Below are 26,316 nucleotides of genomic sequence, written 5' to 3' on the forward strand. Positions count from 1 at the left end.
AAATTCTCAGACTACTAATAAATGACATGCCCAGCTATTCAACCAGCCTGTGCATGTCATTTTTTTTTAATTTTCCCTTCCTCAATCATCGTCCTCTTAGAATTTCACTCTTTCTTAACCTCTTCCAAAATCTTCAGACAGCCCATTCGCTTGTAAAAAATAACACGGTCTAATTTTCTTTTCCAAACTCAAAGTTTAAATTTAATTTTCGATTTTAGACAAATTTTGAAAATTAATTTTCGTATTCGAATTTATTCATCAAAACAACAGAGATTTTTTACCGTGTCTGTTTAATATTTCAATTTAAAAATCATCATAAGGGCACTCTCAAAAAATCATCAATTCAACCTCTACCCTCCTATTAATATCAACAGCGCGATTTGCCAGTTTGCCCAATTACTGATAGCATTTGCAGGTTAGCCAGTTTGCAAAAAATTTTAATTTTTCAGAATTTTCATTGCTTAATATAACGTATTGAAAATATTTAAATAATTAAAATTTTTTCGAATTTGACTCTTGGAATTTTCGTTTATAAGCCGTATTTGTTCACAAACGAAAATATCGGGGTACTACTCCGTCATTGAAAAACACTCAACACAAGGATAGATATTATGTCCACCCAATTACACGATGTTGACCCAATTGAAACCAAAGAATGGTTAGACGCGTTAAGCTCTGTTTTAGAATATGAAGGCAGCGAACGCGCCCAATACCTGCTGGAAAGTTTGGTCAAATACAGCCGTGACAAAGGCATCCGCATGCCTCACGGCACCACTACTCCATATTTGAATACTGTTTCCGTTGAAAACGAAAAAGGCATTCCTGGTGACCAAAACATCGAGCACCGCATTCGTGCTTTCGTACGTTGGAATGCCGCGGCCATCGTATTGCGCGCAGGTAAAAAAGATTTGGAATTGGGTGGACACATTGCATCTTTCCAATCTGCTGCGACCATGTACGAGGTCGGCTTTAACCACTTCTGGAAAGCCAAAGGCGAAGGCGAAGAAGGCGACTTGGTATTCTTCCAAGGTCATGCTGCTCCTGGCATTTATGCACGTGCTTTCGTTGAAGGCCGTCTAACTGAAGACCAATTGAACAACTTCCGTCAAGAAGTTGACGGTAAAGGTCTGCCTTCTTACCCTCACCCTCACCTGTTGCCTGACTTCTGGCAATTCCCAACCGTATCTATGGGTCTTGGCCCATTGATGGCGATTTACCAAGCACGTTTCCTGAAATACTTGGAATCTCGCGGCCTGGCTAAAACCAAAGGCCGTAAAGTATGGGTATTCTGTGGCGATGGCGAGATGGACGAACCTGAAAGCCAAGGTGCGATTGCTCTGGCTTCACGCGAAGGCTTGGACAACCTGGTATTCGTCATCAACTGTAACCTGCAACGTTTGGACGGCCCAGTACGCGGTAACGGCAAAATCATTCAAGAGCTGGAAGGCAACTTTGCCGGTGCCGGCTGGAATGTTGTGAAAGTCATCTGGGGTCGTCGTTGGGACCGCCTCTTGGCAAAAGATAAAGATGGCATCCTGCGCAAACGTATGGAAGAATGCTTGGACGGTGACTACCAAACTTACAAATCCAAAGACGGCGCATACGTCCGTGAACACTTCTTCAATACCCCTGAACTGAAAGCATTGGTTGCCGATATGACCGATGATGAAATTTGGGCATTGAACCGCGGCGGCCACGACCCTCAAAAAGTGTACAACGCTTACGACCGCGCAGTGAACCACGCTGACGGCAAACCTACTGTCATTTTGGCTAAAACCATTAAAGGTTACGGCATGGGCGCATCCGGCGAAGGCCAAAACGTTGCCCACCAAGCCAAAAAAATGGACAAAGCTTCTCTGAAACAATTCCGTGACCGCTTTGACATTCCTGTTACCGACGAGCAAATCGACAGCGGCGACCTGCCTTACCTGACTTTTGCTCCCGACAGCGAAGAATACAAATACCTGCATGCACGCCGTGAAGCTTTGGGTGGCTACCTGCCTCAACGCAAACCTACCCAAGAAGTTCTGGAAGTGCCTGAACTGTCAGCATTTGAGACTCAACTGAAATCCAGCGGTGACCGTGAATTCTCAACCACTATGGCTTTCGTCCGCATCCTGTCTACTTTGCTGAAAGACAAAAAAATCGGCAAACGCGTGGTGCCTATCGTTCCTGATGAAAGCCGTACGTTCGGTATGGAAGGTATGTTCCGCCAATACGGTATTTGGAACCCTAAAGGCCAACAATACACTCCTCAAGATAAAGACCAACTGATGTTCTATAAAGAATCTGTTGACGGTCAAATCTTGCAAGAAGGTATTAACGAACCAGGTGCCATGGCTGACTGGATTGCTGCTGCGACCAGCTACGCAAACAACGACTTTGCCATGATTCCTTTCTACATCTACTACTCTATGTTCGGTTTCCAACGCGTTGGCGACTTGGCATGGGCAGCAGGCGATATGCATGCACGCGGTTTCCTGTTGGGTGGTACTGCCGGCCGTACAACACTGAATGGCGAAGGTTTGCAACACGAAGACGGCCACAGCCACATTCAAGCAGACTTGATTCCAAACTGTGTAACTTACGATCCGACATTCCAATATGAAGTAGCCGTTATCGTACACGATGGCTTGCGCCGCATGTATGTTAACCACGAAGACGTGTTCTACTACATCACCCTGATGAATGAAAACTACACCCATCCGGACATGCCTGAAGGCGTAGAACAAGACATCCTGAAAGGTATGTACTTGCTGAAAGCCGGCGGCAAAGGCGACAAAAAAGTCCAATTGATGGGTTCCGGTACCATCCTGCAAGAAGTGATTGCCGGTGCCGAATTGCTTAAAGCTGACTTCGGCGTAGAAGCAGACATCTGGTCTTGCCCATCATTCAACCAGCTGCACCGCGATGCCATCGAAGTGGAACGCTTCAATCGTCTGAACCCATTGGAAACTGCAAAAGTACCGTTTGTTACTTCTCAACTGCAAGGTCATGACGGTCCGGTTATTGCCGCTACCGACTACATCCGCAGCTATGCTGACCGTATCCGCGCCTACATCCCTAACGACTACCATGTCTTGGGTACCGATGGCTTCGGTCGCTCCGACAGCCGTGCCAACCTGCGCAGCTTCTTCGAAGTTGACCGCTACAACGTTGCCGTTGCTGCATTGAGCGCTCTGGCCGAACAAGGCAAAGTCAGCAAAGAAACCGTTCAACAAGCCATTGAAAAATATGGCATCAAAGCCGATGCGGCTCCTAGCTGGAAACGCTAATTGATGTTTCAGACGGCCTGTTTGCTTCATGCCAACATTAGGCCGTCTGAAAACTAAATGCTTGAATGGTTTGAACAGACAAACTGTACCGATGCCGTGTGAAACAGTTTTCAGACGGCATCAAACTGAAAATATTAAAGGAACTCAAATGAGTATCGTAGAAATCAAAGTCCCTGATATCGGCGGTCATGAAAACGTCGACATCATCGCTGTAGAAGTTAAAGCAGGCGACACTATTGCCGTTGACGACACCCTGATTACTTTAGAAACCGACAAAGCCACTATGGACGTACCTGCCGATACGGCCGGTGTCGTGAAAGAAGTTAAAGTTAAAGTCGGTGATAAAATTTCCGAAGGCGGCGTTATTCTGACCGTTGAAACCGATGCCGCCGTTGCCGATGCAGCTCCGGCTCCTGCAGCTGAAGCTCCTGCAGCTCCTGCCGTAGCCCCTGCAGGCGGTGCAACTGTAAAAGTCGTTGTACCGGATATTGGCGGTCATACAGATGTAGACATTATTGCCGTTGAAATTAAAGTTGGCGACACTGTTGCCGTTGACGACACTCTGATTACTCTGGAAACCGACAAAGCCACTATGGACGTACCATGTACAGAAGCCGGTGTGGTTAAAGCCGTATTTGTAAAAGTTGGCGACAAAGTATCTGAAGGTTCTGCCATTATCGAAGTAGAAACTGCCGGTTCTGCCGCAGCTGCTCCTGCTCCTGCCGCTCAAGCTGCCGCACCTGCACCAGCCGCTGCTCCGGCTCCTGCTGCCGCTCCAGCACCAGCCGCTGCACCTGCTCCGACTGCACCTGCAGCTGCCAAAATTGACGAAGCTGCATTTGCCAAAGCACATGCCGGTCCTTCCGCACGCAAACTGGCACGCGAATTGGGCGTAGATCTGGGTCAAGTCAAAGGTACCGGTCTGAAAGGCCGTATCATGGGCGAAGACGTTAAAGCCTTCGTTAAATCCGTTATGCAAAGCGGTGCTGGCAAACCTGCCGCTGCCTCTTTGGGCGGCGGTCTGGATTTGTTGCCATGGCCTAAAGTCGACTTCTCTAAATTCGGCAGCGTCGAAGTTAAAGAGTTGTCTCGCATTAAGAAAATTTCCGGTCAAAACCTGTCCCGCAACTGGGTTGTGATTCCTCACGTTACCGTGCACGAAGAAGCGGACATGACCGAATTGGAAGAATTCCGCAAACAGCTGAACAAAGAATGGGAACGCGAAGGCGTGAAACTGTCTCCGTTGGCGTTCATCATCAAAGCCTCTGTTTCTGCGCTGAAAGCCTTCCCTGAATTCAACGCCTCTCTGGATGGCGACAACCTGGTGCTAAAAAACTACTTCAACATCGGTTTCGCAGCCGACACGCCAAACGGCTTGGTTGTTCCAGTGATCAAAGATGTGGATCAAAAAGGCTTGAAACAAATCAGCCAAGAACTGACCGAATTGTCTAAAAAAGCCCGCGAAGGCAAGCTCAAACCGCAAGAAATGCAAGGCGCATGCTTTACCATTTCCAGCTTGGGCGGTATCGGCGGCACAGGCTTCACGCCGATCGTGAATGCTCCTGAAGTTGCCATCTTGGGCGTGTGCAAATCCCAAATCAAACCGGTTTGGAACGGTAAAGAATTCGCTCCTCGCCTGATGTGCCCATTGAGCCTGTCCTTCGACCACCGCGTCATCGACGGTGCCGCCGGTATGCGCTTTACCGTATTCCTGGCTAACCTGTTGAAAGACTTCCGCCGTATTACCCTGTAATCCGAGCATTTTCAGACGGCCTTTTTACTCAGGCCGTCTGAAAAAAGAAGTCCGAACATCATTCAGAAAGATTAGACATGAGCTTAGTTGAATTAAAAGTGCCCGACATTGGCGGTCACGAAAATGTAGATATTATTGCGGTTGAAGTAAATGTAGGCGACACCATTGCCGTGGACGATACCCTGATTACTTTGGAAACCGATAAAGCGACTATGGACGTACCTGCCGAAGTTGCGGGCGTGGTCAAAGAAGTTAAGGTTAAAGTCGGCGATAAAATCTCCGAAGGCGGCTTGATTGCAGTCGTTGAAGCCGAAGGTGCGGCTGCCGCTCCTAAAGCTGAAGCACCAGCTGCTCCTGCACAAGAAGCCCCTAAAGCTGCTGCTCCGGCTCCTCAAGCTGCACAATTTGGCGGTTCTGCCGATGCCGAGTACGATGTGGTCGTATTGGGTGGCGGCCCCGGCGGTTATTCCGCTGCATTTGCCGCAGCCGATGAAGGCTTGAAAGTTGCCATCGTCGAGCGTTACAAAACTTTGGGCGGCGTTTGCTTGAACGTCGGCTGTATCCCTTCCAAAGCCTTGTTGCACAACGCTGCCGTAATCGATGAAGTACGTCACTTGGCTGCCAACGGTATCAAATACCCAGAGCCTGAACTCGACATCGACATGCTTCGCGCTTACAAAGACGGCGTGGTTTCCCGCCTGACTACCGGCTTGGCCGGTATGGCCAAAGGCCGTAAAGTAGACGTTATCCAAGGCGATGGTCAATTCTTGGATCCTCACCACTTGGAAGTATCGCTGACCACCGGCGATGTGTACGAGCAAGCGACTCCTACAGGCGAGAAAAAAATCGTTGCCTTTAAAAACTGTATCATTGCAGCAGGTAGCCGCGTAACCAAACTGCCTTTCATTCCTGAAGATCCACGCATCATCGATTCCAGCGGTGCACTGGCTCTGAAAGAAGTACCGGGCAAACTGCTGATCATCGGCGGTGGTATCATCGGCCTCGAAATGGGTACAGTTTACAGTACGCTGGGTTCACGCCTTGACGTCGTTGAAATGATGGACGGCCTGATGCAAGGTGCAGACCGCGATTTGGTGAAAGTATGGCAAAAACAAAACGAATACCGTTTTGACAACATCATGATCAACACCAAAACCGTTGCTGTCGAGCCTAAAGAAGACGGCGTTTACGTTACTTTTGAAGGCGCAAATGCGCCTAAAGAGCCACAACGTTACGATGCCGTACTGGTGGCTGCCGGTCGTGCACCTAACGGCAAACTCATCAGCGCCGAAAAAGCAGGTGTTGCCGTAACTGACCGCGGCTTCATCGAAGTCGACAAACAAATGCGCACCAACGTGCCGCACATCTACGCTATCGGCGACATCGTCGGTCAACCAATGTTGGCGCACAAGGCCGTTCACGAAGGCCACGTTGCCGCTGAAAACTGTGCCGGCCACAAAGCCTACTTCGACGCGCGTGTTATTCCGGGTGTAGCCTACACTTCTCCTGAAGTGGCATGGGTGGGCGAAACCGAGTTGTCTGCCAAAGCTTCCGGCCGCAAAATCACTAAAGCCAACTTCCCATGGGCTGCTTCCGGTCGTGCGATTGCCAACGGTTGCGACAATGGTTTCACTAAGCTGATTTTTGATGCTGAAACCGGCCGCATCATCGGCGGCGGTATCGTTGGCCCTAACGGCGGCGATATGATCGGCGAAGTCTGCTTGGCCATCGAAATGGGCTGCGATGCAACCGACATCGGCAAAACCATCCACCCACACCCAACCTTGGGCGAATCCATCGGTATGGCTGCGGAAGTGGCATTGGGTGTATGTACCGACCTGCCGGCTCAGAAAAAGAAATAAGTTCACTCAAATAAAGTTTGAACGAACTTAATGGAACAAAGGCCGTCTGAATGTTTCAGACGGCCTTTTCTTAAATAAGGAGATTTAATATGAAAAAAATCGAAGCCATTATCAAACCTTTCAAACTCGACGATGTGCGCGAAGTCTTGACCGAAATCGGCATTACCGGCATGACCGTCAGCGAAGTCAAAGGCTTCGGCCGCCAAAAAGGCCATACGGAAATTTATCGCGGCGCAGAATACGCGGTTGATTTCCTGCCCAAAGTAAAAATCGAATTGGTATTGGCTGACGACAAAGTCGATCAGGCTGTTGATGCCATTTTGGAAACCGCACATTCCGGCAAAATCGGTGACGGTAAAATCTTCATTTATCCGGTTGAAGAAGCCATCCGTATCCGTACCGGCGAACGTTCGGATGCAGCGCTTTAATAGAAATCACAAGATACAGAATACAAATGCCGTCTGAAAAAAGTCATGACTTGTTTTAATCAGGGCTTATTTTTCAGACGGCATTATTGAATACCCTCCCATTTTCTAAAATCTATCCAAGTAAACCTATTACCAAAAACCTCACGCTATCAAGCATGGATGAATTCAAGGCAATGCTTCCCTTGACCTTCATGAACGACTTTACCGTATTAAATAACTCTTTTCAAAGTAATACTTACCCAATCAAAACCTCAACGCCCTCCTTTTAAAATCAAATCCCTCGTATTTTTTTCCTATTCTTATTGTTGTCTAACTTTTCAGACGACCCCTTTATCCAAACTCCGTTATAATGACGGCTTTACAATTAATTTATCCAAAGACAGTCTTATCATGAAACACATCCACATTATCGGTATCGGCGGCACATTTATGGGCGGCGTAGCAGCTATTGCCAAAGAAGCAGGTTTTAAAGTCAGCGGTTGCGACGCAAAGATGTATCCGCCGATGAGCACCCAGCTTGAAGCCTTGGGCATAGACGTACACGAAGGCTTTGATGCCGCTCAATTGGACAAATTTAAAGCCGATATTTATGTTATTGGTAATGTTGCCAAACGCGGCATGGATGTGATTGAATCCATTTTGAACAAAGGCCTGCCTTATACTTCCGGTCCGCAATGGCTGGCTGAAAACGTATTGCACCGGCACTGGGTGCTCGGCGTAGCCGGAACACACGGCAAAACGACCACAGCCTCCATGCTCGCATGGGTCTTGGAATATGCCGGACTCGCGCCGGGCTTCCTCATCGGCGGCGTACCGGAAAACTTCAGCGTTTCCGCCCGTCTGCCGCAAACGCCGCGCCAAGATCCGAACAGCAAATCTCCGTTTTTCGTTATCGAAGCCGACGAATACGATACCGCCTTTTTTGATAAACGCTCCAAATTCGTACACTACCGTCCGCGTACCGCCATTTTGAACAATCTGGAATTCGACCACGCTGACATTTTTGCCGATTTGGGCGCCATTCAAACCCAATTTCATCATTTGGTACGCACCGTGCCATCTGAAGGCCTCATCGTCTGCAACGGACAACAACAAAGCCTGCAAGACACTTTGGACAAAGGCTGCTGGACGCCGGTGGAAAAATTTGGTACGGAACAAGGCTGGCAAGTTGGCACTGTTCATGCCGACGGCTCGTTTGACGTATGCCATCACGGCGAGACGGTCGGACACGTCGCTTGGGAACTGATGGGCGAACACAACCGCATGAACGCGCTCGCCGTTATCTCTGCCGCGCGTCATGCCGGAGTCGATATTCAGACGGCCTGCGAAGCCTTGAGTGCATTTAAAAACGTCAAACGCCGCATGGAAATTAAAGGTACGGTAAACGGCATCACTGTTTACGACGACTTTGCCCACCACCCGACCGCCATCGAAACCACTATCGAAGGTCTGCGCCAGCGCGTTGGTAATGCCCGCATTCTCGCCGTCCTCGAGCCGCGTTCCAATACCATGAAACTTGGCACCATGAAAGCCGCCCTGCCCGCAAGCCTCAAAGGTGCCGACCAAGTGTTCTGCTACGCCGGAGGCGTGGACTGGAACGTCGCCGAAGCCCTCGCGCCTTTGGGCGGCAAGCTACACGTCGGCAAGGACTTCGATGCCTTCGTTGCCGAAATCGTGAAAAATGCCGAGGCAGGCGACCATATTTTAGTCATGAGCAACGGCGGTTTCGGCGGAATACACGGAAAGCTGTTAGAAGCATTGAAATAAGCCTTCTCCAATAACCAAGGCCGTCTGAAACAGTTTCAGACGGCCTTTTACTTATCTAACCCTCTTTATTTAACCGCAACCGCCACATTTTCCGCAGCCGCTACTGCAGTCGCGTTTTTTCGGTTTGAATACGAATTTTCGCAAGAGGAAGAATACGCAGGCGAGCATAATCAAGCCGACGATAATATATTGAGTCATGATGATAGTATCCTTGAAGAAATTTGGTAAACCACGAATGCGGCAAAATAAGCCATCAGGAACAAATAGCCTGTAATCATAAGCATATTTTTCGTGGATTTGGTTTCGCGTCTAATCACGGTCAAAGTCGCGGCACACATCGGAGCATACACATACCAAGCCAAGAAGGCAAAGGCGGTCGGCAAGCCCCAGTTGTTGTGTATGATGGGAATTAATGCGTTTTGTACGGCATCTTCAGACGACGCGCTGACGGCATAAACGGTACCCAATGCGGCAACGACCACTTCGCGCGCGGCAATACCCGGAATCATGGCGATACACATTTCCCAAGTAAAACCCAAAGGTGCAAAAAACGGCTGAATAGCATGACCAAGCGTACCTGCCAAGCTGTAATCGATGGCGGCACCGGTTGCGCCTTCAGGCGGTTGCGGCCAGCTTACCAAGCCCCACAAGACCACGGCCAACGCAAAAATGATGGTACCCGCGCGTTTCAGGAAGGCTTTTACCCTATCCCACAAGCTGGTCATGATGTGTTTGAAGTTAGGCGTACGGAAAGTCGGCAATTCCATCAAAAGTGGGAATTGTTGCACATTGCCTTTCATCCGCGCCAAGCGTTTCATGATATACGCTGCCAATGCAGCCGACAGAATGCCTACGATATAAAGAATAAACAATGTCAGGCCTTGCAGGTTGAAAATCCCACCCACTGTACGGTCAGGAATAACAGCGGCGATAATCAGCGCATACACTGGCAAACGTGCGGAACAAGTCAGCAACGGCGCAACCGCGATGGTAACAAGGCGTTCGCGCGGGTCGTTAATGGTACGCGCCGACATCACGGCAGGAACGGCACAGGCAAAGCTGGACAAAAGGGGAATAAACGAACGGCCGGACAAACCGCTTTTTGCCATGATGTTATCCAGCAGGAAGGCTGCACGCGGCAGATAGCCTGAGTCTTCCAATAGCAGGATAAAGGCAAACAAAATCGTAATCTGCGGCAGGAACACCAACACGCTGCCCAAACCGGCAATGACGCCGTTGACGAGCAAGTCGCTGAGGATGCCCGGCTCCATGTTGGCGCCTATCCATTCGCCCAGCGCGGTAAAGCCACCTTCGATGGCGTCCATAATCGGCGCCGCCCATGTGTAAACCGCTTGGAACACCATAAACAGGATGACCAGCAGCATAATCATGCCCCAGACGGGGTGCAGCACGATGTCGTCGAGTTTTTTGTGCCATGCGGGCAGCGTCATCTGGGTGCGTACCACTTGTGCCAAAATCGATTCGACTTCTTGATAAAGTTTGTCGCTATCCAGCGCATCGAGCGTGCGTTCGGCAGAGGCGGGGTTTGCGGGGAAAGAGCGTTTGCGCGGCAGCTTCGCCACGGCTTCGCGTACAGCCTGTACACCCGACGCGCTCACTGCAACTGTTTCCAAAACAGGTGCATCCAACAACTCGCTCAGTTTGGCCGCGTCGATATTCAAGCCCCTTTTGCGGGCCACGTCGCTCAAATTCAGCGACACCACCATAGGCAGTCCCAGCGTTTTCAGTTCCAAAATCATGCGCAGGGTCATACGCAGGTTGGTCGCGTCGGCAACGGCAATAATGGCATCGGGCGGAATGCCCATCTTGCCTACCATTACATCTTTCGCCACCGCTTCGTCGGGGCTGGTCGTGCGTAGGCTGTATGTGCCCGGCAGGTCGATAATGCGGACGGCCTCGTCGTCGAGGAAGGCGCCCTCGCGCTTATCGACAGTTACGCCCGGATAATTGGCAACCTTGGCATGTGAGCCGGTCAAACCGTTGAACAAAACGGTTTTGCCGCAGTTTGGCGCGCCAATCAAGGCAAAATAGCTTAGTTCCATCATTTTTCCTTATTCTTTCAGACGGCCTTAAACGGCCTCAACGATACGACACATAATCTTCCCGGCCTCTTCCGAACGCAGGGAAAATTGAGATTGGTTACCCAAACGTACCGCAAACGGGCCTCTCCCAAAACCACCCACTGCAATCACTTGCAACGGCATTCCGCTGGAAAAACCCAAATCCGCAAGACGACGGGTTACCAAGGTATCCAAATCACCAAAAACAGGATTGGGAGCAATGGAATCAATATGTACGACTGCGCCTTTTTTCAGACGCGACAAAGGAATGGCAGACATAAGCCTCTCTTTTCATTTGTTTTAAAAAATCAGATTATTAGAAATGTGAGAAGTGCTGACGAATGTGTGGCACATTTGAAAGGTTGGTTATGAGTGGCTATTCGCTACTTCTTTCAATAAGTGCGGTTTGTTTTAAGTATTGTTATTTTCTTTGCTAATGATAAATCTTATTAATGTAAAAATCAAATGTAACAAGATAAACTAAAAAGGCTGAAATCCTTTTATCATTAGGATTTCAGCCTTTTTATACACTCAATAAACTAAAGGCCGTCTGAAAACTTTCAGACGGCCTTCAAAATAAAAAACCGAATCAAATCGGTTTTTTATTCCCATTCAGGGAAAGGCTCTAAATTACAGAGCGTCTTTCAATGCTTTACCGGCACGGAATTTAGGAGTTTTAGCAGCAGCAATAGTCAGAGGCTCGCCAGTTTTAGGGTTGCGGCCTTGACGTTCGGCACGTTCGCCGACGTAGAAAGTACCGAAACCGACCAGAGTAACAGTGTCGCCGTTTTTCAACGCGTTGGTTACGGCATTAGTAGTAGCATCCAAAGCTTTTTGCGCAGCAGATTTGGAAATGCCGGCTTCTTGAGCAATTGCTTCGATCAATTCAGACTTGTTCACAATTAGTCCCTTCCTATCGTAAAAAATGATGAAATGCCCGAATACTCGGGGCTTAAGCACTTTTAAAGCACATACGCACTTTATAGCAATTCTGAAATTATCATGTCAAGTAAAAGATGTGGAATTGCCCTATTTTTGTGGCATTCAGGGCAAAACCACATTTTTTGCAACATCAGACGGCCAACTTAATGCTTGGTTGCTTTTGTTCTTGACTTTGTCTTAGGAGTTTGCACGGTCTCGGCAACTGCCAATTCGGCAACCCATTGCTCAGGCTGAGTTTCCAGACCCAAAGCCAACACTTCATCAATCCATTTGACCGGATGGATGGTCAGACCGGTTTTGACATTTTCAGGGATTTCTTCCAAATCTTTGACGTTGTCTTTCGGAATCAATACATGCTTGATGCCACCGCGCAAAGCAGCCAGCAGTTTTTCTTTCAAACCGCCGATCGGCAACACTTCGCCACGCAAAGTGATTTCGCCGGTCATCGCCACATCAGCACGCACCGGAATTTTGGTAAAGGCAGAAACCATCGCCAAAGTCATGGCAATACCTGCGCTCGGACCGTCTTTCGGCGTCGCACCTTCAGGCACATGGACGTGAATGTCTTTCTTCTCGTAAAAATCAGGAGCCAGACCCACTGATTCGGCACGGGAACGGACAACCGACCATGCGGCCGATACCGATTCTTTCATCACATCGCCCAGTTGGCCGGTACATTGAATTGTACCCTTGCCCGGCAAGGCAACCGCCTCTACGGTCAACAACTCGCCACCGACTTCAGTCCAAGCCAGACCGGTTACCTGACCGATACGGTTTTCGCTTTCGGCCACGCCATAGTCGAAACGGCGCACGCCTAGATAGTCATGCAGATTTTTCTCAGTAACTTTAATTGCCTTAGGCTTGGCCTTGCTTGCTGTTTTGAATTTGGACGCTTTTTTCTTGTCCTCATTCAAGGTAACCTGCATTACTACTTTGCGGCAGATTTTGGCAATTTCGCGATCCAACGAGCGAACACCTGCCTCGCGGGTGTAGTAACGGATAATATCGCGCACCGCACTTTCATCAACCACCAACTCACCCTCTTTCACACCATTGCGCTTCATTTGTTTCGGCACAAGGTATTGCATGGCAATATTGATTTTTTCATCTTCCGTATAACCGGACAGACGGATAATTTCCATACGGTCAAGCAGCGGTGTCGGGATATTCAAGCTGTTTGAAGTGGCAATAAACATCACATCGCTCAAATCGTAATCGACTTCGGCATAATGGTCGGCGAACTTGTTGTTTTGCTCAGGATCCAGCACCTCAAGCAATGCACTGGCCGGATCGCCGCGGAAATCGCTGCCCATCTTGTCGATTTCATCAAGCAGGAACAATGGGTTTTTCACCCCTGCTTTTGCCATGTTTTGCAGGATTTTGCCCGGCATAGAGCCGATATAGGTACGGCGGTGGCCGCGGATTTCGCTTTCATCACGCACGCCGCCTAATGCCATACGTACATATTGACGGCCTGTAGCTTTGGCAATCGATTCGCCCAAGGAAGTTTTACCCACTCCCGGAGGGCCGACCAAACACAAAATCGGGCCTTTGAGCTTGTCCATACGTTTTTGAACGGCCAAATATTCCAAAATACGTTCTTTGACTTTTTCCAAACCATAGTGGTCGGCATTCAAAATCAAATCAGCTTTGGCAATATCTTTGCTGACACGGGATTTTTTCTTCCACGGCAACTCAAGCAAAGTATCGATGTAGTTGCGCACGACGGTAGATTCCGCAGACATCGGCGGCATCATTTTCAGTTTTTTCAATTCAGACAGACATTTTTCTTCAGCCTCTTTGCTCATGCCTGCTTCTTTGATTTTTGCTTCCAACGCGTCCAGCTCGCCGCGCTCGTCTTCTTCGCCCAATTCTTTCTGAATCGCTTTCACTTGCTCATTCAAGTAATACTCGCGTTGGGATTTTTCCATTTGACGTTTTACACGGCCACGGATGCGTTTCTCAACCTGCATGATGTCGAGTTCGGCTTCCAACTGAGCCAGCAGAAATTCCAAACGTTCGACAATGCCGGCGGTCTCCAGCACATATTGACGCTGCTCCAATTTCAGCTGCAAATGCGCGGCAATCGTATCGGCAAGACGGCTGTTGTCATCGATACTGCTGATGGTACTGATGACTTCGGCAGGGATTTTTTTGTTCAATTTCGCATATTGCTCAAATTGAGTCAGCAAGGTACGGCGCAAGGCCTCAATTTCGGGATTGTCCTTGTCGCTGTTTTCATCAATCGCCTCAACATGGGACAAAAACAATCCGCCTGTTTCGTCAACCGTCAACGCGCGCGCACGACGGATACCTTCTACCAACACTTTAACGGTACCATCAGGCAGCTTCAAAACCTGCAAAACTTGGGCAACCGTACCGGTTTGGTGCAAATCTTCAGCTTTAGGGTCTTCTGTATTAGGGTCAAGCTGGGCCAACAGGAAAACCGGATCATCATTAGCCATTGCCGCCTCAAGGGCTGCAATCGATTTAGGACGACCGACGAACAGCGGCAATACCATATGCGGATACACCACGACATCGCGTAAAGGCAAAGTAGCCAGCGCACTGTATTCCTCGAAATATTTGTCTTTTGTCGGCATAGTTAATAATCTCAATCATTGTTAAATCAGAATGTAGCTCAAAATTGGGCTGAAGCGCTCCATTTCAAGACTTGAAAACAGCTTATCCGCACCTATTTTCGAAAACATCATTTTTAATAGCCCGATATGGACGTTTACGATAAAATATATCGGATTTTGGGCCGTCTGAAAACTTTTCAGACGGCCCTGACAAACCAAACAAGGTAGTAAACCATGACAGACTCAACTGAAAAAAAATCATTAATTGAATTCCCTTGCACCTTTCCTGTAAAAGTCATGGGCGCGGTTCATCCGGAATTTGAATCCGCCATCTTGGAAACCGTGCGCAAACATGCTCCCGATACCGAGCCGCACCACATCACTACGCGCCCAAGCAGCAAAGGCAACTATACCGGCGCGACTGTCCATGTAAATGTTGAAAATCAAGAGCAGTTGGACAATATCTACCGCGACCTGACTTCCCATGAATTGGTTAAAGTGGTGTTGTAATGAAAATCGTGCACAAAGGCTTGGTCGATTACCTGCCGACTTTCGAAGCCATGAAGGCATTCAATGCCTCGCGTGACGAAAATACCGAAGACGAATTATGGGTGGTCGAACATCCACCCGTATTTACCCAAGGCTTGGCCGGCAAACCCGAACACCTCCTCATCCGCGACGATATACCCGTTGTCCAAATTGACAGAGGCGGTCAAATTACTTATCACGGTCCCGGCCAATTAGTCGTCTATACGATGATCAATTTTAAACGCCGTAAGACCAGCGTCCGCCATATCGTTTCCGCACTTGAAAACAGCATTATCGCCACTTTGGCAGAATACGGCATTGAAGCAGCCGCCGATCCCAAACGTCCCGGCGTTTATGTCGGCGAGCGTAAAATCGCTTCCCTGGGCCTGCGTATCAAAGACGGCTCCGTTTACCACGGTTTAGCGCTCAACGTGAACATGAATTTAAGTCCGTTTACCCACATCAACCCCTGCGGTTATGCCGGTATGGAAATGACCCAAATTGCCGACTATGTCTCTCCGGCACCCAGTTTGGCAGAAGTTGCAGACAAGCTGACCAAGCATTTACAAAAAAAGCTGGCATAAGGCCGTCTGAAAAAATCCAGTCACACTGCCATCTTTTAACCGCCCTCTGAACTTTTACCCATAAACTTTTAGGTACAAATCCTCCTATAAGCTTTTCAGACGGCCTTTATAACGACAGAAAGAACACATCACCATGAGTGAAGAAGTAAAAAACGACCCCAAACGCGGCATCAAACTGAAAGGTGCAGACAAAACTGCACGCATTCCGATTAAAGTGGTTCCATTGGAACAAAAATTGAAAAAGCCCGAATGGATCCGCGCCAAATTGCCAGGAAAAAAATTCTTTGAAATCAAAAACATTCTTCGCGAACAAAAAATGCATACCGTGTGCGAAGAAGCATCTTGTCCCAATATCAGCGAATGCTTTACCAAGGGTACGGCCACATTCATGATTATGGGCGATATTTGTACCCGCCGCTGCCCGTTCTGCGACGTTGGCCACGGCCGCCCGAATATGCTGGATCCTGATGAGCCTAAACATTTGGCCGAATCCGTCAAAGCCATGAACCTGCGCTATGTCGTCATTACATCTGTCGACCGCGACGATTTGCGCGATGGCGGCGCACAACACTTCGCTGACTGCATCAAAGCCATCCGCGAAACCAGCCCGAATACCAAAATCGAAATCCTCGTTCCCGACTTCCGCGGCCGTTTAGATATTGCATTGAAAATCTTGGCAGAAACACCGCCTGACGTGATGAACCACAACTTGGAAACCCATCCGCGCCTGTATAAAAAGGCCCGTCCGGGTGCCAACTACCAGCACTCCCTCGACCTTCTGCGCCGCTACAAAGAAATGATGCCGCATATCCCGACCAAATCCGGCATCATGGTCGGCTTGGGCGAAACAGACGAGGACGTGCGCGAAATCATGCGCGATATGCGTGCCAACAATATCGAAATGATTACCATCGGCCAATATCTGCAACCTTCAGACGGCCACCTGCCCGTCCTACGCTATGTAACGCCGGACCAATTCAAAGTTTTTGAAAAAGAAGCATACGAATTGGGCTTTACCAATGCCGCCATCGGCGCAATGGTTCGCTCCAGCTACCACGCAGACGAACAAGCAGCCGAAGCTTTGCGTGAAACCCACGGCGGTTGCAGCCATCACTAAAGTTTAAATCATATAAGGCCGTCTGAAAAATAAGAAAACTGTTTTTTCAGACGGCCTTTATTTGGTCATAACTTACTATACAAAATTTTTTAGATTTTCAAAGTATAAACCTTAGTTGGGCTCTATTGAGCCAATCTTAAGTAATACAAAAAAGCGGCTAAACAGGATAAACACTGTTTGCCGCTTTTTAATTTATTTCTTTATTTTACTTCTTTAACAATTTTGCCGCTTCAATCGCATAGTAAGTCAAAATACCATCAGCGCCGGCACGTTTGAATGCCAATAGGCTTTCCAAAATGGTTTTCTCACCATCCAACCAGCCATTTTGAATGGCAGCCTGAAGCATGGCATATTCACCGGAAACTTGGTAAGCATAAGTCGGTACGCCAAACTCGTCTTTAACTCGGCGGACGACATCCAGATACGGCAGACCCGGTTTTACCATGACCATATCTGCACCCTCTTGAATATCCAATGCGACTTCGTGCAAAGCTTCATTAGTGTTTGCAGGGTCCATTTGGTAGGTTTTCTTGTCTGCCTTACCCAAATTGCCGGAGCTGCCGACGGCATCGCGGAACGGGCCGTAGAATGCTGAAGCATATTTTGCCGAATACGCCATAATGCGTGTATGGATATGTCCGACATCTTCTAAGGCTTCGCGGATGGCAAGAATACGTCCGTCCATCATGTCTGACGGGGCGACGACTTGTGCGCCTGCATCGGCATGACACAAAGCCTGTTTTACCAAAACTTCAATGGTTTCATCGTTGAGGACATAGCCATTTTCATCGGTTAAACCGTCTTGGCCGTGTATGGTATAGGGATCCAGGGCAACGTCGGTCATGATACCCAGCTCTGGGAATTTCTCGCGCAGGGTTCGCACTACTGTCGGTACCAAGCCTTCCGGGTTGTAAGCCTCCTCCGCAAACTCGGTTTTGTTTTGCGTTACCACGGGAAACAAAGCCAGCATAGGAATACCGAGATTCAGTGCTTCTTCAGCGGTAAACAACAATTTATCCAAACTTTGGCGTTTGACACCGGGCATAGACGGCACTGCCTCTTCCTGATTCTGACCTTCCAATACAAAAACCGGATAGATTAAATCATCTGCCGTCAAAGTATGCTCGCGCATCAGACGGCGTGAAAAATCGTCTTTACGCATACGGCGCATACGGGTGTTTGAGACATAACGCGGAGGGAAATTCATAACAATTGCCTTTCAATAATGAAGTCTTAAAATCAGTCTTCGACTTGACGTATGGCTTTGACCGAACGTTTGATTTCGCTGAGCGTACCGGTTTTATAACTATTACGTTCCTGCTCGGTCATACCGTTTTGATCCAATTTGGCGATATTTTTCAATGCTTCGGCATATTGGCCGTCTGAAAGTTTTTCCTGTTTGATGTGCCAACGGTTTTTCACTTCGGAAGCCGTCCACAAGCCTACTTTGTTGTAGTAGAACAAAATGCTTGCCGCCAGCGTCTTCATATCGCTGTCGGGTTTGGCACTGCCGATACTGCGGCCGATACGGTTGTTACGTTGATCGACCGCCTGGTCGGCAAGGTAACGGCTGAAGTAGTCGTCTTTACCTTCTCGCAACTCCATATCCGTCAGGCGCGCATTACCTGCTTTTTCGGCAATAATGCTGTCGAATTTAGAAGCAATCGCCGCCTGCCATAATGCTTGACGTACGGCATTGACCTGTGTTCCCCTGCTGTCGCCGTTTGCTTTGTCATCCAAACCTGTACGCTCGGCAAAGCGTGTGGCATTACTGGTCATATTGATTAAGCCTTCGTCTTCCATCCCGATGACTTGGGCGGCCACGGGATGGTTAAGCGCAAATTGTGCCATTTTACTGCGGCGGCTTTGATCTTCCTGATACGATTGGCAACCGGACAATACCAGCATGCCGAGGACGGCGCATTGAATGTGTTTTTTAATATGTTTCATGATGTAACTATCGATATTATTGTGTGAGTTCAACTGATTGTTTAACATAGAAACGCCCGTAAGCGCAAAATAATTCCCATACGGCCAAATCGGCGCATGAATGGCTATTTTATAATAAAAATAAGGCCGTCTGAAAATTTTCAGACGGCATAAGTATTTTTAACCTACCAAGCTGCGAATCTGCGGCCAGTAAAACAGGCAGGCTATCGAGCAAATAGCAATACTGATACCGGCTGCATTAATGCTGCTGATTTTTTCTTTAAATATTGCCGCACCAATCAGCGTACCCAAAACAATCACACCGATGTTCATACCGGCAAACACCAAGGTCGGATTATCCTTCATGATTTGGTGTGCCGAGATGTAGGTAACAATATTCAAAAAGTTCAGGCAGCCTAAAATCATACCGCCCAAGATGCCTTCTTTAGTCCACTTGCTCCCTTTGGCAAACAGGTAGCCAAACATCAAGATACCGGCCAAACAAAATGCCACAAGCAAATTACCGGCAAACGCGGTACCGCTCTTTGCCACTTGTTTGAACAAAATATCAATGACGCCATAGCCGCACCAAACGCCCAAAAGCAGCATCACTTGCGTGCTGAGACCGCCGGATTTCTTACCGCCATCGCTTTTCCAAAGCAAGAAAAACAATGCTGTAAATGCCAATATCAAACCGATCAGACGGCCTTCAGTCAGTTGTTCATGAAAAAGCGTGAATGAAGCGATAATAGGCAAAAACAGCGATAAGCGCTGTGCCGCGTCCGATTTGACGATACCTGCCGCATCGACGGATTTGCCCATAATGACAAACACGCTTGGCAACAAGATACCCAAAGCCGCAAAGAGCCACCAAGTCGGTAAAAATACCTGCGGATTACTCAAATCGGGCTTTAACACCAGCATGGTCAAAGTAACGGCAACGATATAGTTCACCGCCACCGCCTGCTCAATATTGATTTTTTGCTTGCGCGCCACTTTCAGCAATACGGAAACCAACACGCTGCAAACGATACTTGCCAATAAATATGCCATGCTTTAAAACCATCCTTGAGTAGGAACAGGCTTATCTTCATTCAGTTTGATCAGTCCAACGACTACGCGATAAATGAGCCAAATACCGGTTGCCACCAAAATCAGCCAACCGATTAAGATAAGTATGGTCAACATCCCGAAAAGCATACCCACCAACGACACCCAAAATGTCTTGGTCAGATAGTCAATATGGCTGGCATAAATACTGCCTTGCGCCTCATCGCGTTTGACATATGCCAAAATCACACCGACAACGGGTGCAAACCAGATAAACAAGCCCAAGGCATATGTCACATAGGCAATAAAAACATAGTTTTTCACTTCGGAGTTGGGCGTATTGACCACATTGGCTCCCGTATTATTGTTCCCTGTATTATAGTTTGCCGTATGATTGGCCGCCGTATCATTGAAGCTATTGTCTTTGACTTCCTGACGTTCATACTGCATCGCCGCATCATAAGCCAGACGTTTTTCCGGATGGGACAATACTTCAAACGCCTGTCCGATGGCTTTAAACCGCTCCGCATCTTTCTGAATATCCGGATTGGCCACCAATTTGCCGTAAGCCTCGCGGATAACGTTAATATCCGCATCCTGAGACACACCCAAGATTTCGTATAAATTCACTTGTTCCATCTGTATTCCCCTCCTTTACGCGTCCACTGCAACATGAACATCTTGCGGATTAAGCGTCCGCAGGTTTTCAGGCTTCATGCCTACGATAAACCCACGTTTGCCGCCATTGATAAAAATCTCGTCCAAAGCCCAAATGCTTTCTTCCACATAAACCGGCAACGCGGTTTTCATACCGAATGGCGACGTACCGCCGACCAAATAGCCTGTCCATTTCGCCGCCTGATCCGCCGTTGCCGGCTCGATGTGTTTCAAGCCCAGTTCGCGCGCCAGATTGCGGGTGGAAATATGTTTGTCGCCGTGCATTAACACAACCAAGCCTTTTTTGTGTTCATCCTGCAGGACGATTGTTTTGATGACTTGATGCTCAGGCTTGCCCGCGCACTCGGCAAAACGCGCCGTACCGCCATGTTCTTCATACGCATAAACATAAGGGACAAAATCAATTTTCTTACTGCGTAAAAAGCGCACTGCCTGCGTAACCGGATATTCTGCTTTACTCATGGTTGTTTTCCGCCACCCTTTTCAGACGGCCCCTCTTAAATGTGGAACGTAAACAACTGCAATGTTACCATACCTTCTTTTTGAAATCAGGAGACAACATGGACATCCGCTATCTTGGTGCCAGCAAACGCTATTCGGAAGCCGTCGTAGCCAACGGCTTGGTTTTCCTCTCCGGCATGGTTCCCGAAAATCCTGAAGCCGATGCCAAAGCACAAACTGAAAATGTTTTGGCACAAATCGATTCATGGCTCGCCCAATGCCAATCTGACAAAGCCCACATTTTAGAAGCCACCATTTATCTGCCCGATATGAACGACTACGCCGCCATGAACGAAGCCTGGGACGCATGGACAGCTCCCGAGCGCGCTCCGGCCCGCGCCTGCGTGGAAGCAAAACTAGCCTCACCCGACTGGAAGGTTGAAATCAAAATTACCGCCCTTCAAATCAAATAAAGCGCAAATATCAGGCCGTCTGAAAACGCCGCATTGATCAAGCAAGCGCAGTTTTTCAGACGGCCTTTATTCTTTTGCGGTACAATACCGCCCTTAAATTTTTCTATTATTTCAAAGCATAAACAGCCATGTCCAAAAAAACCAAGCAAGAATTAGAAAACAACAAACTCAGCAAACGCCTGCGCCATGCCGTCGGCGATGCCATTAACGATTTCAACATGATTGAGCCGGGCGACAAAATCATGGTCTGCCTCTCCGGCGGCAAAGACAGCTACGCCCTATTAGACATTCTGCGCCAGCTTCAAGCCAGCGCGCCGATTGATTTCGAACTGGTCGCCGTCAATCTTGACCAAAAGCAGCCGGGTTTCCCCGAAGAAGTATTACCGACCTATCTCGAAAGCATCGGCGTTCCCTACAAAATCGTTGAAGAAGACACCTACTCCACCGTCAAACGCGTGTTGGACGAAGGCAAAACGACTTGTTCGCTGTGCAGCCGCCTGCGCCGCGGCATCCTCTACCGCACCGCAAAAGAATTGGGCTGCACCAAAATCGCCTTGGGACACCACCGCGACGACATCCTTGCCACCATGTTCTTGAATATGTTTTACGGCGGCAAACTCAAAGCCATGCCGCCCAAACTGGTCAGCGACAACGGCGAACACATCGTCATCCGTCCTCTCGCATATGTCAAAGAGAAGGACTTGATCAAATATGCCGAGCTGAAACAATTCCCAATCATCCCGTGTAACCTCTGCGGTTCGCAGCCTAACCTGCAACGCCAAGTCATCGGCGATATGCTGCGCGATTGGGACAAACGCTTCCCCGGCCGTATCGAGTCCATGTTCTCCGCCCTGCAAAACGTCGTTCCATCGCATTTGGCCGATACCGAACTCTTCGACTTTGTCGGCTTGGAACGCGGTCAAAACCTGAAACATGGTGGCGACTTGGCGTTTGACAGCGAAAAAATGCCGGAACGTTTCTCCGACGGCAGCGAAGAAGACGAAAGCGAAATCAAAATCGAGCCGCAAAAAGCCGAACGCAAAGTCATCAATATTCTGGCAAACAAACCTAAAACCTGCGGTTTATAATTCCATTTAATATTCAGACGGCCTTTCGGTAGCTATTTACCGAAAGGCCGTCTGAATATTCAAATTTGAAATTTTTTCTATTCTTTTTTATCTATTCTTTCCCTGACAAACCGTGCAGCAGCAATCCCAATACGTCTTGCGGCAGCTTTTGCGGCGCGGCAGCATAAAGCGCGGCCAGTTGCGGATGGCGCATCAATATATCCGCCTGACGGATGAATAGGTCAATGAGTTCCACCGGCAAATCGGGCTGAATCAGGTGGCGTTGTTGCAGGGTGTGGAAGAATCCGCGCATAAAGGCGTATTTTTCTTCGTTCAATTCGTGGAAAAACCGTTCCAGTTCCAAATCCGTGTTTTCTTCAATGTTGCGCAGGAAAGCGGCGGAATAAAGTTCTTCAAACGATTGTTTTTGCAGGGCAAACACAGCCTCGGCAGCTTCGCGCAGGCTGCATTGCCGTGCGAGCAGCGCCTCAAATTCGGCACGGACGCGGTTTTTCTGCTCGGTAACAATTTCCTGCAAGAGCGCGTTTTTACCGCTGTAATATTTGTAGAAAGTGACGCGGCTGACGGCGGCCTCGGTGCAGATGCTGCCTACGGATACGGCGGAAAAGCCATGTTCGCGGAACAGGCGGCGGGCGGTATCGGCGATGGTTTGTTGTTTGCTGGCGGTCATGACGGTAGGAAGGTTTTGATTTTGTTCATAAAGGAGATTCATTAAAGTTATCCGCAAGTCGGATACTTATCATATTTCCCCACGGCTGCAATGGCAATATGGCGGCGTTTCAGACGGCCTCTTTCCTTGTCCCTCGCTCCGTCCTACGGATGAGGACTGTCGGATGCTTAGCAGGCCAAATTCATGAAGATTACAGAATTTCCCTCCTCCAACCTTCTCCCCCAAATAGGAGAGGGATTTTTTTGGACGATTCACAAGATAAGAGGGGAAGTAAAGTGAATGATAAACACTTGCATTCCTGTTTCTTATTTCTTATACTTTACATTAATAGTTTGTTTTATGTAAATATGTAAACACAAATATTTGCATACTGACGGAGAAATTGATTGCCTGATGTTCAATCCGCCCCGACGTATGCCGTCTGAAAGGATAAGAAATGCAGAAACACACCCTCCGCCGCCTGCCTCTATTGATTGCCGCCGCCTTTGCCTCCGAATGGATTTATGCCGCCGATGCGGCGCAAGATGCGGAACAAGTGTAGTTGGAAGAAGTCGTCGTCACCGGCGAACGTGCCAACCGCAGCGGCTTTGAAACCACCACGTCCAACCGCGTTTTCACTACGCCGAACATTGACCGCAGCGGCCACAACCTTTCCGCAACCGACCTGCTCAAACAGACCGTGAACACAGTGGACTTAGGCAGCGGCAACGATTTGCCGACCGTGCGCGGCGTTGACGGCTCAGGCCCCGCCGTCGGCGCGGTGGCGTTTTTCGCAGGCACTCGGCCGCGCCTGAACCTGTCCATAGACGGCCGCTCTGCCACTTACAACGAATACGCCTTCGGCACGCAGTCGCTGTGGGACATGCAGCAGGTGGAAGTCTTGCGCGGGCCGCAGAGCCATGTACGCGGGCAGAACGCGGTGGCGGGCGCGGTGGTGATGCGTTCCAAAGACCCGACCGACGAATGGGAAGGCGCGCTGCGCTTGGGTTTGGGCAACCAGAAAACGCGTAATGTCGCCGGCGTAGTGTCCGGCCCGATTGTGAAAAACAACCTTGCCTTCCGCCTGAGCGCGGAGCGGCAGCAACGTGAAAGTTACGAGCCGTTCGTGTCCTACGAGCCGACCGGCAACCCGCGCCGCGTGGAAAACACCAATGTGCGCTTCAAACTCCTGCTCACGCCCGAAAACCATCCCGATTTTTACAGCCGCCTGACGCTGAACCACATCCGTTCGCGCGCGCCGCAAAACGAAATCATGGGCAACACCGCCAGCCGCCGTTTTTTAAAAGAAAAGCCCGTGTTCATAACCGGATCGACATCAGGCATCTGGGACGTATCGTGGCAGCTTAACGACTATCTGAAACTGGAAAACAAACTGGTTTACGGCCGCTACCACAACGAGCGGCTGCACCTGCCGATGACCGTCAGCCCGCAAGGCGTGCCCGCCGAACTCAAAGGCCGCGAACTGCAATGGGAGCCGGTATTGCATTTTTCCAACAAAGGCCGTCTGAAAGGCCTTGCCGGACTGCACTACTTCCGCAGCAAACAAGACGAATGGGTAGATATCCGCAACGTCGGCGGCCGCAACACCTTTAACGACCGCAACAGCGTGCGCGCCCTGTTTTCCGAAACCACATACAGCCCCAGCGAAAAATGGGACATCACAGCCGCCGCCCGCATTGAAAAAGAAACGCACAAACGAAGCGGCGGCAGCGGCGCGCTGCACCTTGATTTAGACAAAGGCCAGACCGTCTTCCTGCCCAAAATCGACATCGCCTTCAAACCCACCGACCAATGGGTCAGCGGCATCAAAGCCGCGCGCGGCTACAACCCCGGCGGCGCGGGCATCACCTTCGGCCGCCCCGTCGTAACCTACACTTATGAACCCGAATATGTGAACAACTACGAGTGGTACACCCGCTGGCGCAGCGCCGACCGCCGCCTGCAACTCTCCGGCAACCTGTTCCTGAACCACTACCGCGACATGCAGCTCCCCTTCTATCTCGGTACAAACTCCGTCGTCATCCGCAACGCCAAAAAAGTCCACACCTACGGCGCGGAACTCGCCGCCGACTGGCAGGCGACCGACAGCCTGAAACTCACCACCGGACTGGGGCTGCTCAACACCAAAATCAAAAGCTATCCCGACAGCGGCATCGAAGGCAACAAACTCGGCCGCGCGCCCAAATACACCGCCAACATCGGCGTGAAATACCTGAACGACAAAGGCTGGGAAGCCGGCGGCGACGTGCGCTTCTACGGCGGCTACTACTCCGCCGCCGACAATGCCGAATCAGGCAAAATCGGCGCATACAACCAAGTCAACCTCTACACCGCCTACAACTTCAAACAAGGCCGCATCTCGCTCTATGCCGACAACGTGTTCAACCGCCGCCGCACCATATTCATTTCCAGCGCCGACCGTCAAGACGCACTCTACCAACGCCCCAGAAGCGTAGGCGTTAGCGCGGAATGGAAATTTTAGGCGAAGCTGAAATGATAAAGACCGTCTGAAAAAACATAGGTCGGACATTTATGCCCGACCTACCGTTTATTCCCCAAAACACCCAAAGGAACCCCATGCACTACTTCACCCCCGCCAAAACCCTGCCCAAAGGCACCATCTACCTGACCGACCTGACCCACGTTGCCGACTTCGCCGACTGGCTGGCCGAATTCGAAACCCTGTTAAACCAAAACCGCCGCTTCGCCACCGTCTGCACCCCCATGCGGCGGCAGGTAAGCGACGAACAGCGCATTGCCGACCGCAAAACCTACATCGAATGGATAAAGGCACACCGGCCGCAACTGTCCGAACGCTGCGCCGCCATGCTCCTCATCGAACCCGACGCGGCGCAACTGGCGTTCTTCCGCGAACAATCGTCCAAACTCGCCCCCGCGCTGGGCGTGAACTACATCGTCGAAGCAGATGAAACAACCGCCCTGCTTCGCGCAGAAGAAGCGTTGAAGGCCGTCTGAAAAGATACTAAACCTATTTAAATACAAATCAAGTATTGCCACCCAATATGTTCAGACGGCCTTGTCCCTTTATTTGCCTCATCTTCAAAAGA

Annotated in this window: 22 protein-coding genes and 1 pseudogene; 12 read left to right on the forward strand and 11 right to left on the reverse strand. The window is 49.5% G+C overall.

Annotated elements, in window-relative coordinates; genetic code table 11:
* Positions 1–611: 611 nt before the first annotated feature.
* The 5 genes from aceE (at position 612) to mpl (ending at position 9,085) form a co-directional block, all read left to right on the forward strand.
* On the forward strand, positions 612–3,275 hold the full coding sequence (gene aceE / locus HMPREF2596_RS06995; protein ID WP_070850507.1) for a pyruvate dehydrogenase (acetyl-transferring), homodimeric type: 2,664 nt from the start codon (positions 612–614) through the stop codon (positions 3,273–3,275).
* Positions 3,276–3,423: 148 nt separating this feature from the next.
* Positions 3,424–5,028 (forward strand): dihydrolipoyllysine-residue acetyltransferase, encoded by a 1,605-nt coding sequence (aceF, locus tag HMPREF2596_RS07000; protein WP_070850509.1) that lies wholly within the window; start codon positions 3,424–3,426, stop codon positions 5,026–5,028.
* Positions 5,029–5,105: 77 nt separating this feature from the next.
* Positions 5,106–6,890, forward strand: a complete 1,785-nt coding sequence (gene lpdA, locus HMPREF2596_RS07005) for a dihydrolipoyl dehydrogenase (protein ID WP_003746873.1) — start codon at positions 5,106–5,108, stop codon at positions 6,888–6,890.
* Between the two features lie 89 nt (positions 6,891–6,979).
* On the forward strand, positions 6,980–7,318 hold the full coding sequence (locus HMPREF2596_RS07010) for a P-II family nitrogen regulator (RefSeq protein WP_003746874.1): 339 nt from the start codon (positions 6,980–6,982) through the stop codon (positions 7,316–7,318).
* A 390-nt stretch (positions 7,319–7,708) separates the two neighbouring features.
* Positions 7,709–9,085, forward strand: a complete 1,377-nt coding sequence (gene mpl / locus HMPREF2596_RS07015) for a UDP-N-acetylmuramate:L-alanyl-gamma-D-glutamyl-meso-diaminopimelate ligase (protein ID WP_070850511.1) — start codon at positions 7,709–7,711, stop codon at positions 9,083–9,085.
* Positions 9,086–9,154: 69 nt separating this feature from the next.
* Here the strand turns inward: mpl and HMPREF2596_RS11055 are convergent, their stop codons facing one another.
* The 5 genes from HMPREF2596_RS11055 to lon form a co-directional block, all read right to left on the reverse strand.
* Positions 9,155–9,283 (reverse strand): FeoB-associated Cys-rich membrane protein, encoded by a 129-nt coding sequence (locus HMPREF2596_RS11055; RefSeq protein ID WP_003683546.1) that lies wholly within the window; start codon positions 9,281–9,283, stop codon positions 9,155–9,157.
* Positions 9,280–11,148, reverse strand: coding sequence for a ferrous iron transporter B (locus tag HMPREF2596_RS07020; RefSeq protein WP_049336637.1), 1,869 nt, complete (start codon positions 11,146–11,148; stop codon positions 9,280–9,282). The genes HMPREF2596_RS11055 and HMPREF2596_RS07020 overlap by 4 nt, the downstream gene beginning before the upstream one ends.
* A 27-nt stretch (positions 11,149–11,175) precedes the next feature.
* Positions 11,176–11,445, reverse strand: a complete 270-nt coding sequence (locus HMPREF2596_RS07025; RefSeq protein ID WP_070850513.1) for a FeoA family protein — start codon at positions 11,443–11,445, stop codon at positions 11,176–11,178.
* A 351-nt stretch (positions 11,446–11,796) separates the two neighbouring features.
* On the reverse strand, positions 11,797–12,066 hold the full coding sequence (locus tag HMPREF2596_RS07030) for an HU family DNA-binding protein (RefSeq protein WP_003683413.1): 270 nt from the start codon (positions 12,064–12,066) through the stop codon (positions 11,797–11,799).
* 185 nt (positions 12,067–12,251) lie between these two features.
* Positions 12,252–14,711, reverse strand: coding sequence for an endopeptidase La (lon, locus tag HMPREF2596_RS07035; RefSeq protein ID WP_070850515.1), 2,460 nt, complete (start codon positions 14,709–14,711; stop codon positions 12,252–12,254).
* A 213-nt stretch (positions 14,712–14,924) separates the two neighbouring features.
* Here lon and HMPREF2596_RS07040 point away from each other — a divergent pair, with 213 nt between their 5' ends.
* The 3 genes from HMPREF2596_RS07040 to lipA all read left to right on the forward strand — a co-directional run bounded on the left by HMPREF2596_RS07040 (position 14,925) and on the right by lipA (position 16,919).
* Entirely contained in the window at positions 14,925–15,200 is a 276-nt protein-coding gene (locus tag HMPREF2596_RS07040; protein ID WP_003746890.1) for an HP0495 family protein, read from the forward strand.
* Positions 15,200–15,802 (forward strand): lipoyl(octanoyl) transferase LipB, encoded by a 603-nt coding sequence (lipB, locus tag HMPREF2596_RS07045; RefSeq protein WP_070850518.1) that lies wholly within the window; start codon positions 15,200–15,202, stop codon positions 15,800–15,802. The genes HMPREF2596_RS07040 and lipB overlap by 1 nt, the downstream gene beginning before the upstream one ends.
* A gap of 133 nt (positions 15,803–15,935) precedes the next feature.
* Positions 15,936–16,919, forward strand: coding sequence for a lipoyl synthase (gene lipA / locus HMPREF2596_RS07050; protein WP_049349829.1), 984 nt, complete (start codon positions 15,936–15,938; stop codon positions 16,917–16,919).
* Between the two features lie 205 nt (positions 16,920–17,124).
* On the opposite strand, the gene hemB is transcribed toward lipA, so the two are convergent.
* The 5 genes from hemB to HMPREF2596_RS07075 form a co-directional block, all read right to left on the reverse strand.
* Positions 17,125–18,126: a porphobilinogen synthase gene (hemB, locus tag HMPREF2596_RS07055; protein WP_070850520.1), complete on the reverse strand. Its 1,002-nt coding sequence runs from the start codon at positions 18,124–18,126 to the stop codon at positions 17,125–17,127.
* Positions 18,127–18,158: 32 nt separating this feature from the next.
* Entirely contained in the window at positions 18,159–18,869 is a 711-nt protein-coding gene (locus tag HMPREF2596_RS07060; protein WP_036491232.1) for a DUF6973 domain-containing protein, read from the reverse strand.
* Between the two features lie 159 nt (positions 18,870–19,028).
* A complete protein-coding gene (locus HMPREF2596_RS07065) occupies positions 19,029–19,901 on the reverse strand; it encodes a DMT family transporter (protein ID WP_070850521.1) in 873 nt (290 codons plus the stop codon).
* 3 nt (positions 19,902–19,904) lie between these two features.
* Positions 19,905–20,537, reverse strand: coding sequence for a DnaJ domain-containing protein (locus HMPREF2596_RS07070; RefSeq protein ID WP_070850522.1), 633 nt, complete (start codon positions 20,535–20,537; stop codon positions 19,905–19,907).
* A 15-nt stretch (positions 20,538–20,552) separates the two neighbouring features.
* On the reverse strand, positions 20,553–21,038 hold the full coding sequence (locus HMPREF2596_RS07075) for an aminoacyl-tRNA deacylase (RefSeq protein WP_049323178.1): 486 nt from the start codon (positions 21,036–21,038) through the stop codon (positions 20,553–20,555).
* A 98-nt stretch (positions 21,039–21,136) separates the two neighbouring features.
* Between HMPREF2596_RS07075 and HMPREF2596_RS07080 the strand changes: the two genes are divergently transcribed.
* Together HMPREF2596_RS07080 and ttcA are read left to right on the forward strand one after the other, a co-directional pair.
* Positions 21,137–21,490, forward strand: a complete 354-nt coding sequence (locus HMPREF2596_RS07080) for a RidA family protein (RefSeq protein WP_003683286.1) — start codon at positions 21,137–21,139, stop codon at positions 21,488–21,490.
* A 128-nt stretch (positions 21,491–21,618) separates the two neighbouring features.
* Entirely contained in the window at positions 21,619–22,578 is a 960-nt protein-coding gene (gene ttcA / locus HMPREF2596_RS07085; protein WP_003746908.1) for a tRNA 2-thiocytidine(32) synthetase TtcA, read from the forward strand.
* A 91-nt stretch (positions 22,579–22,669) separates the two neighbouring features.
* Here ttcA and HMPREF2596_RS07090 read toward each other — a convergent pair whose 3' ends face one another.
* The gene (locus HMPREF2596_RS07090; protein ID WP_070850523.1) at positions 22,670–23,290 is read right to left on the reverse strand and encodes a TetR/AcrR family transcriptional regulator; all 621 of its coding nucleotides are present in this window, start codon (positions 23,288–23,290) and stop codon (positions 22,670–22,672) included.
* Positions 23,291–23,684: 394 nt separating this feature from the next.
* Here HMPREF2596_RS07090 and HMPREF2596_RS07095 point away from each other — a divergent pair.
* Both HMPREF2596_RS07095 and HMPREF2596_RS07100 read left to right on the forward strand, forming a co-directional pair.
* Positions 23,685–25,730: pseudogene (locus HMPREF2596_RS07095) on the forward strand (TonB-dependent receptor).
* A gap of 95 nt (positions 25,731–25,825) precedes the next feature.
* Positions 25,826–26,224, forward strand: a complete 399-nt coding sequence (locus tag HMPREF2596_RS07100) for an extensin (RefSeq protein WP_070850524.1) — start codon at positions 25,826–25,828, stop codon at positions 26,222–26,224.
* Positions 26,225–26,316: the final 92 nt, after the last annotated feature.

The sequence above is a fragment of the Neisseria sp. HMSC078C12 genome (assembly GCF_001838065.1).
Lineage (GTDB): Bacteria > Pseudomonadota > Gammaproteobacteria > Burkholderiales > Neisseriaceae > Neisseria.

Coding starts and splice junctions, on each gene's coding strand:
- aceE (WP_070850507.1), top strand. CDS start 612: ATGTCCACCCAATTACACGATGTTGACCCAATTGAAACCAAAGAATGG.
- aceF (WP_070850509.1), top strand. CDS start 3,424: ATGAGTATCGTAGAAATCAAAGTCCCTGATATCGGCGGTCATGAAAAC.
- lpdA (WP_003746873.1), top strand. CDS start 5,106: ATGAGCTTAGTTGAATTAAAAGTGCCCGACATTGGCGGTCACGAAAAT.
- HMPREF2596_RS07010 (WP_003746874.1), top strand. CDS start 6,980: ATGAAAAAAATCGAAGCCATTATCAAACCTTTCAAACTCGACGATGTG.
- mpl (WP_070850511.1), top strand. CDS start 7,709: ATGAAACACATCCACATTATCGGTATCGGCGGCACATTTATGGGCGGC.
- HMPREF2596_RS11055 (WP_003683546.1), bottom strand. CDS start 9,283: ATGACTCAATATATTATCGTCGGCTTGATTATGCTCGCCTGCGTATTC.
- HMPREF2596_RS07020 (WP_049336637.1), bottom strand. CDS start 11,148: ATGGAACTAAGCTATTTTGCCTTGATTGGCGCGCCAAACTGCGGCAAA.
- HMPREF2596_RS07025 (WP_070850513.1), bottom strand. CDS start 11,445: ATGTCTGCCATTCCTTTGTCGCGTCTGAAAAAAGGCGCAGTCGTACAT.
- lon (WP_070850515.1), bottom strand. CDS start 14,711: ATGCCGACAAAAGACAAATATTTCGAGGAATACAGTGCGCTGGCTACT.
- HMPREF2596_RS07040 (WP_003746890.1), top strand. CDS start 14,925: ATGACAGACTCAACTGAAAAAAAATCATTAATTGAATTCCCTTGCACC.
- lipB (WP_070850518.1), top strand. CDS start 15,200: ATGAAAATCGTGCACAAAGGCTTGGTCGATTACCTGCCGACTTTCGAA.
- lipA (WP_049349829.1), top strand. CDS start 15,936: ATGAGTGAAGAAGTAAAAAACGACCCCAAACGCGGCATCAAACTGAAA.
- hemB (WP_070850520.1), bottom strand. CDS start 18,126: ATGAATTTCCCTCCGCGTTATGTCTCAAACACCCGTATGCGCCGTATG.
- HMPREF2596_RS07060 (WP_036491232.1), bottom strand. CDS start 18,869: ATGAAACATATTAAAAAACACATTCAATGCGCCGTCCTCGGCATGCTG.
- HMPREF2596_RS07065 (WP_070850521.1), bottom strand. CDS start 19,901: ATGGCATATTTATTGGCAAGTATCGTTTGCAGCGTGTTGGTTTCCGTA.
- HMPREF2596_RS07070 (WP_070850522.1), bottom strand. CDS start 20,537: ATGGAACAAGTGAATTTATACGAAATCTTGGGTGTGTCTCAGGATGCG.
- HMPREF2596_RS07075 (WP_049323178.1), bottom strand. CDS start 21,038: ATGAGTAAAGCAGAATATCCGGTTACGCAGGCAGTGCGCTTTTTACGC.
- HMPREF2596_RS07080 (WP_003683286.1), top strand. CDS start 21,137: ATGGACATCCGCTATCTTGGTGCCAGCAAACGCTATTCGGAAGCCGTC.
- ttcA (WP_003746908.1), top strand. CDS start 21,619: ATGTCCAAAAAAACCAAGCAAGAATTAGAAAACAACAAACTCAGCAAA.
- HMPREF2596_RS07090 (WP_070850523.1), bottom strand. CDS start 23,290: ATGAATCTCCTTTATGAACAAAATCAAAACCTTCCTACCGTCATGACC.
- HMPREF2596_RS07100 (WP_070850524.1), top strand. CDS start 25,826: ATGCACTACTTCACCCCCGCCAAAACCCTGCCCAAAGGCACCATCTAC.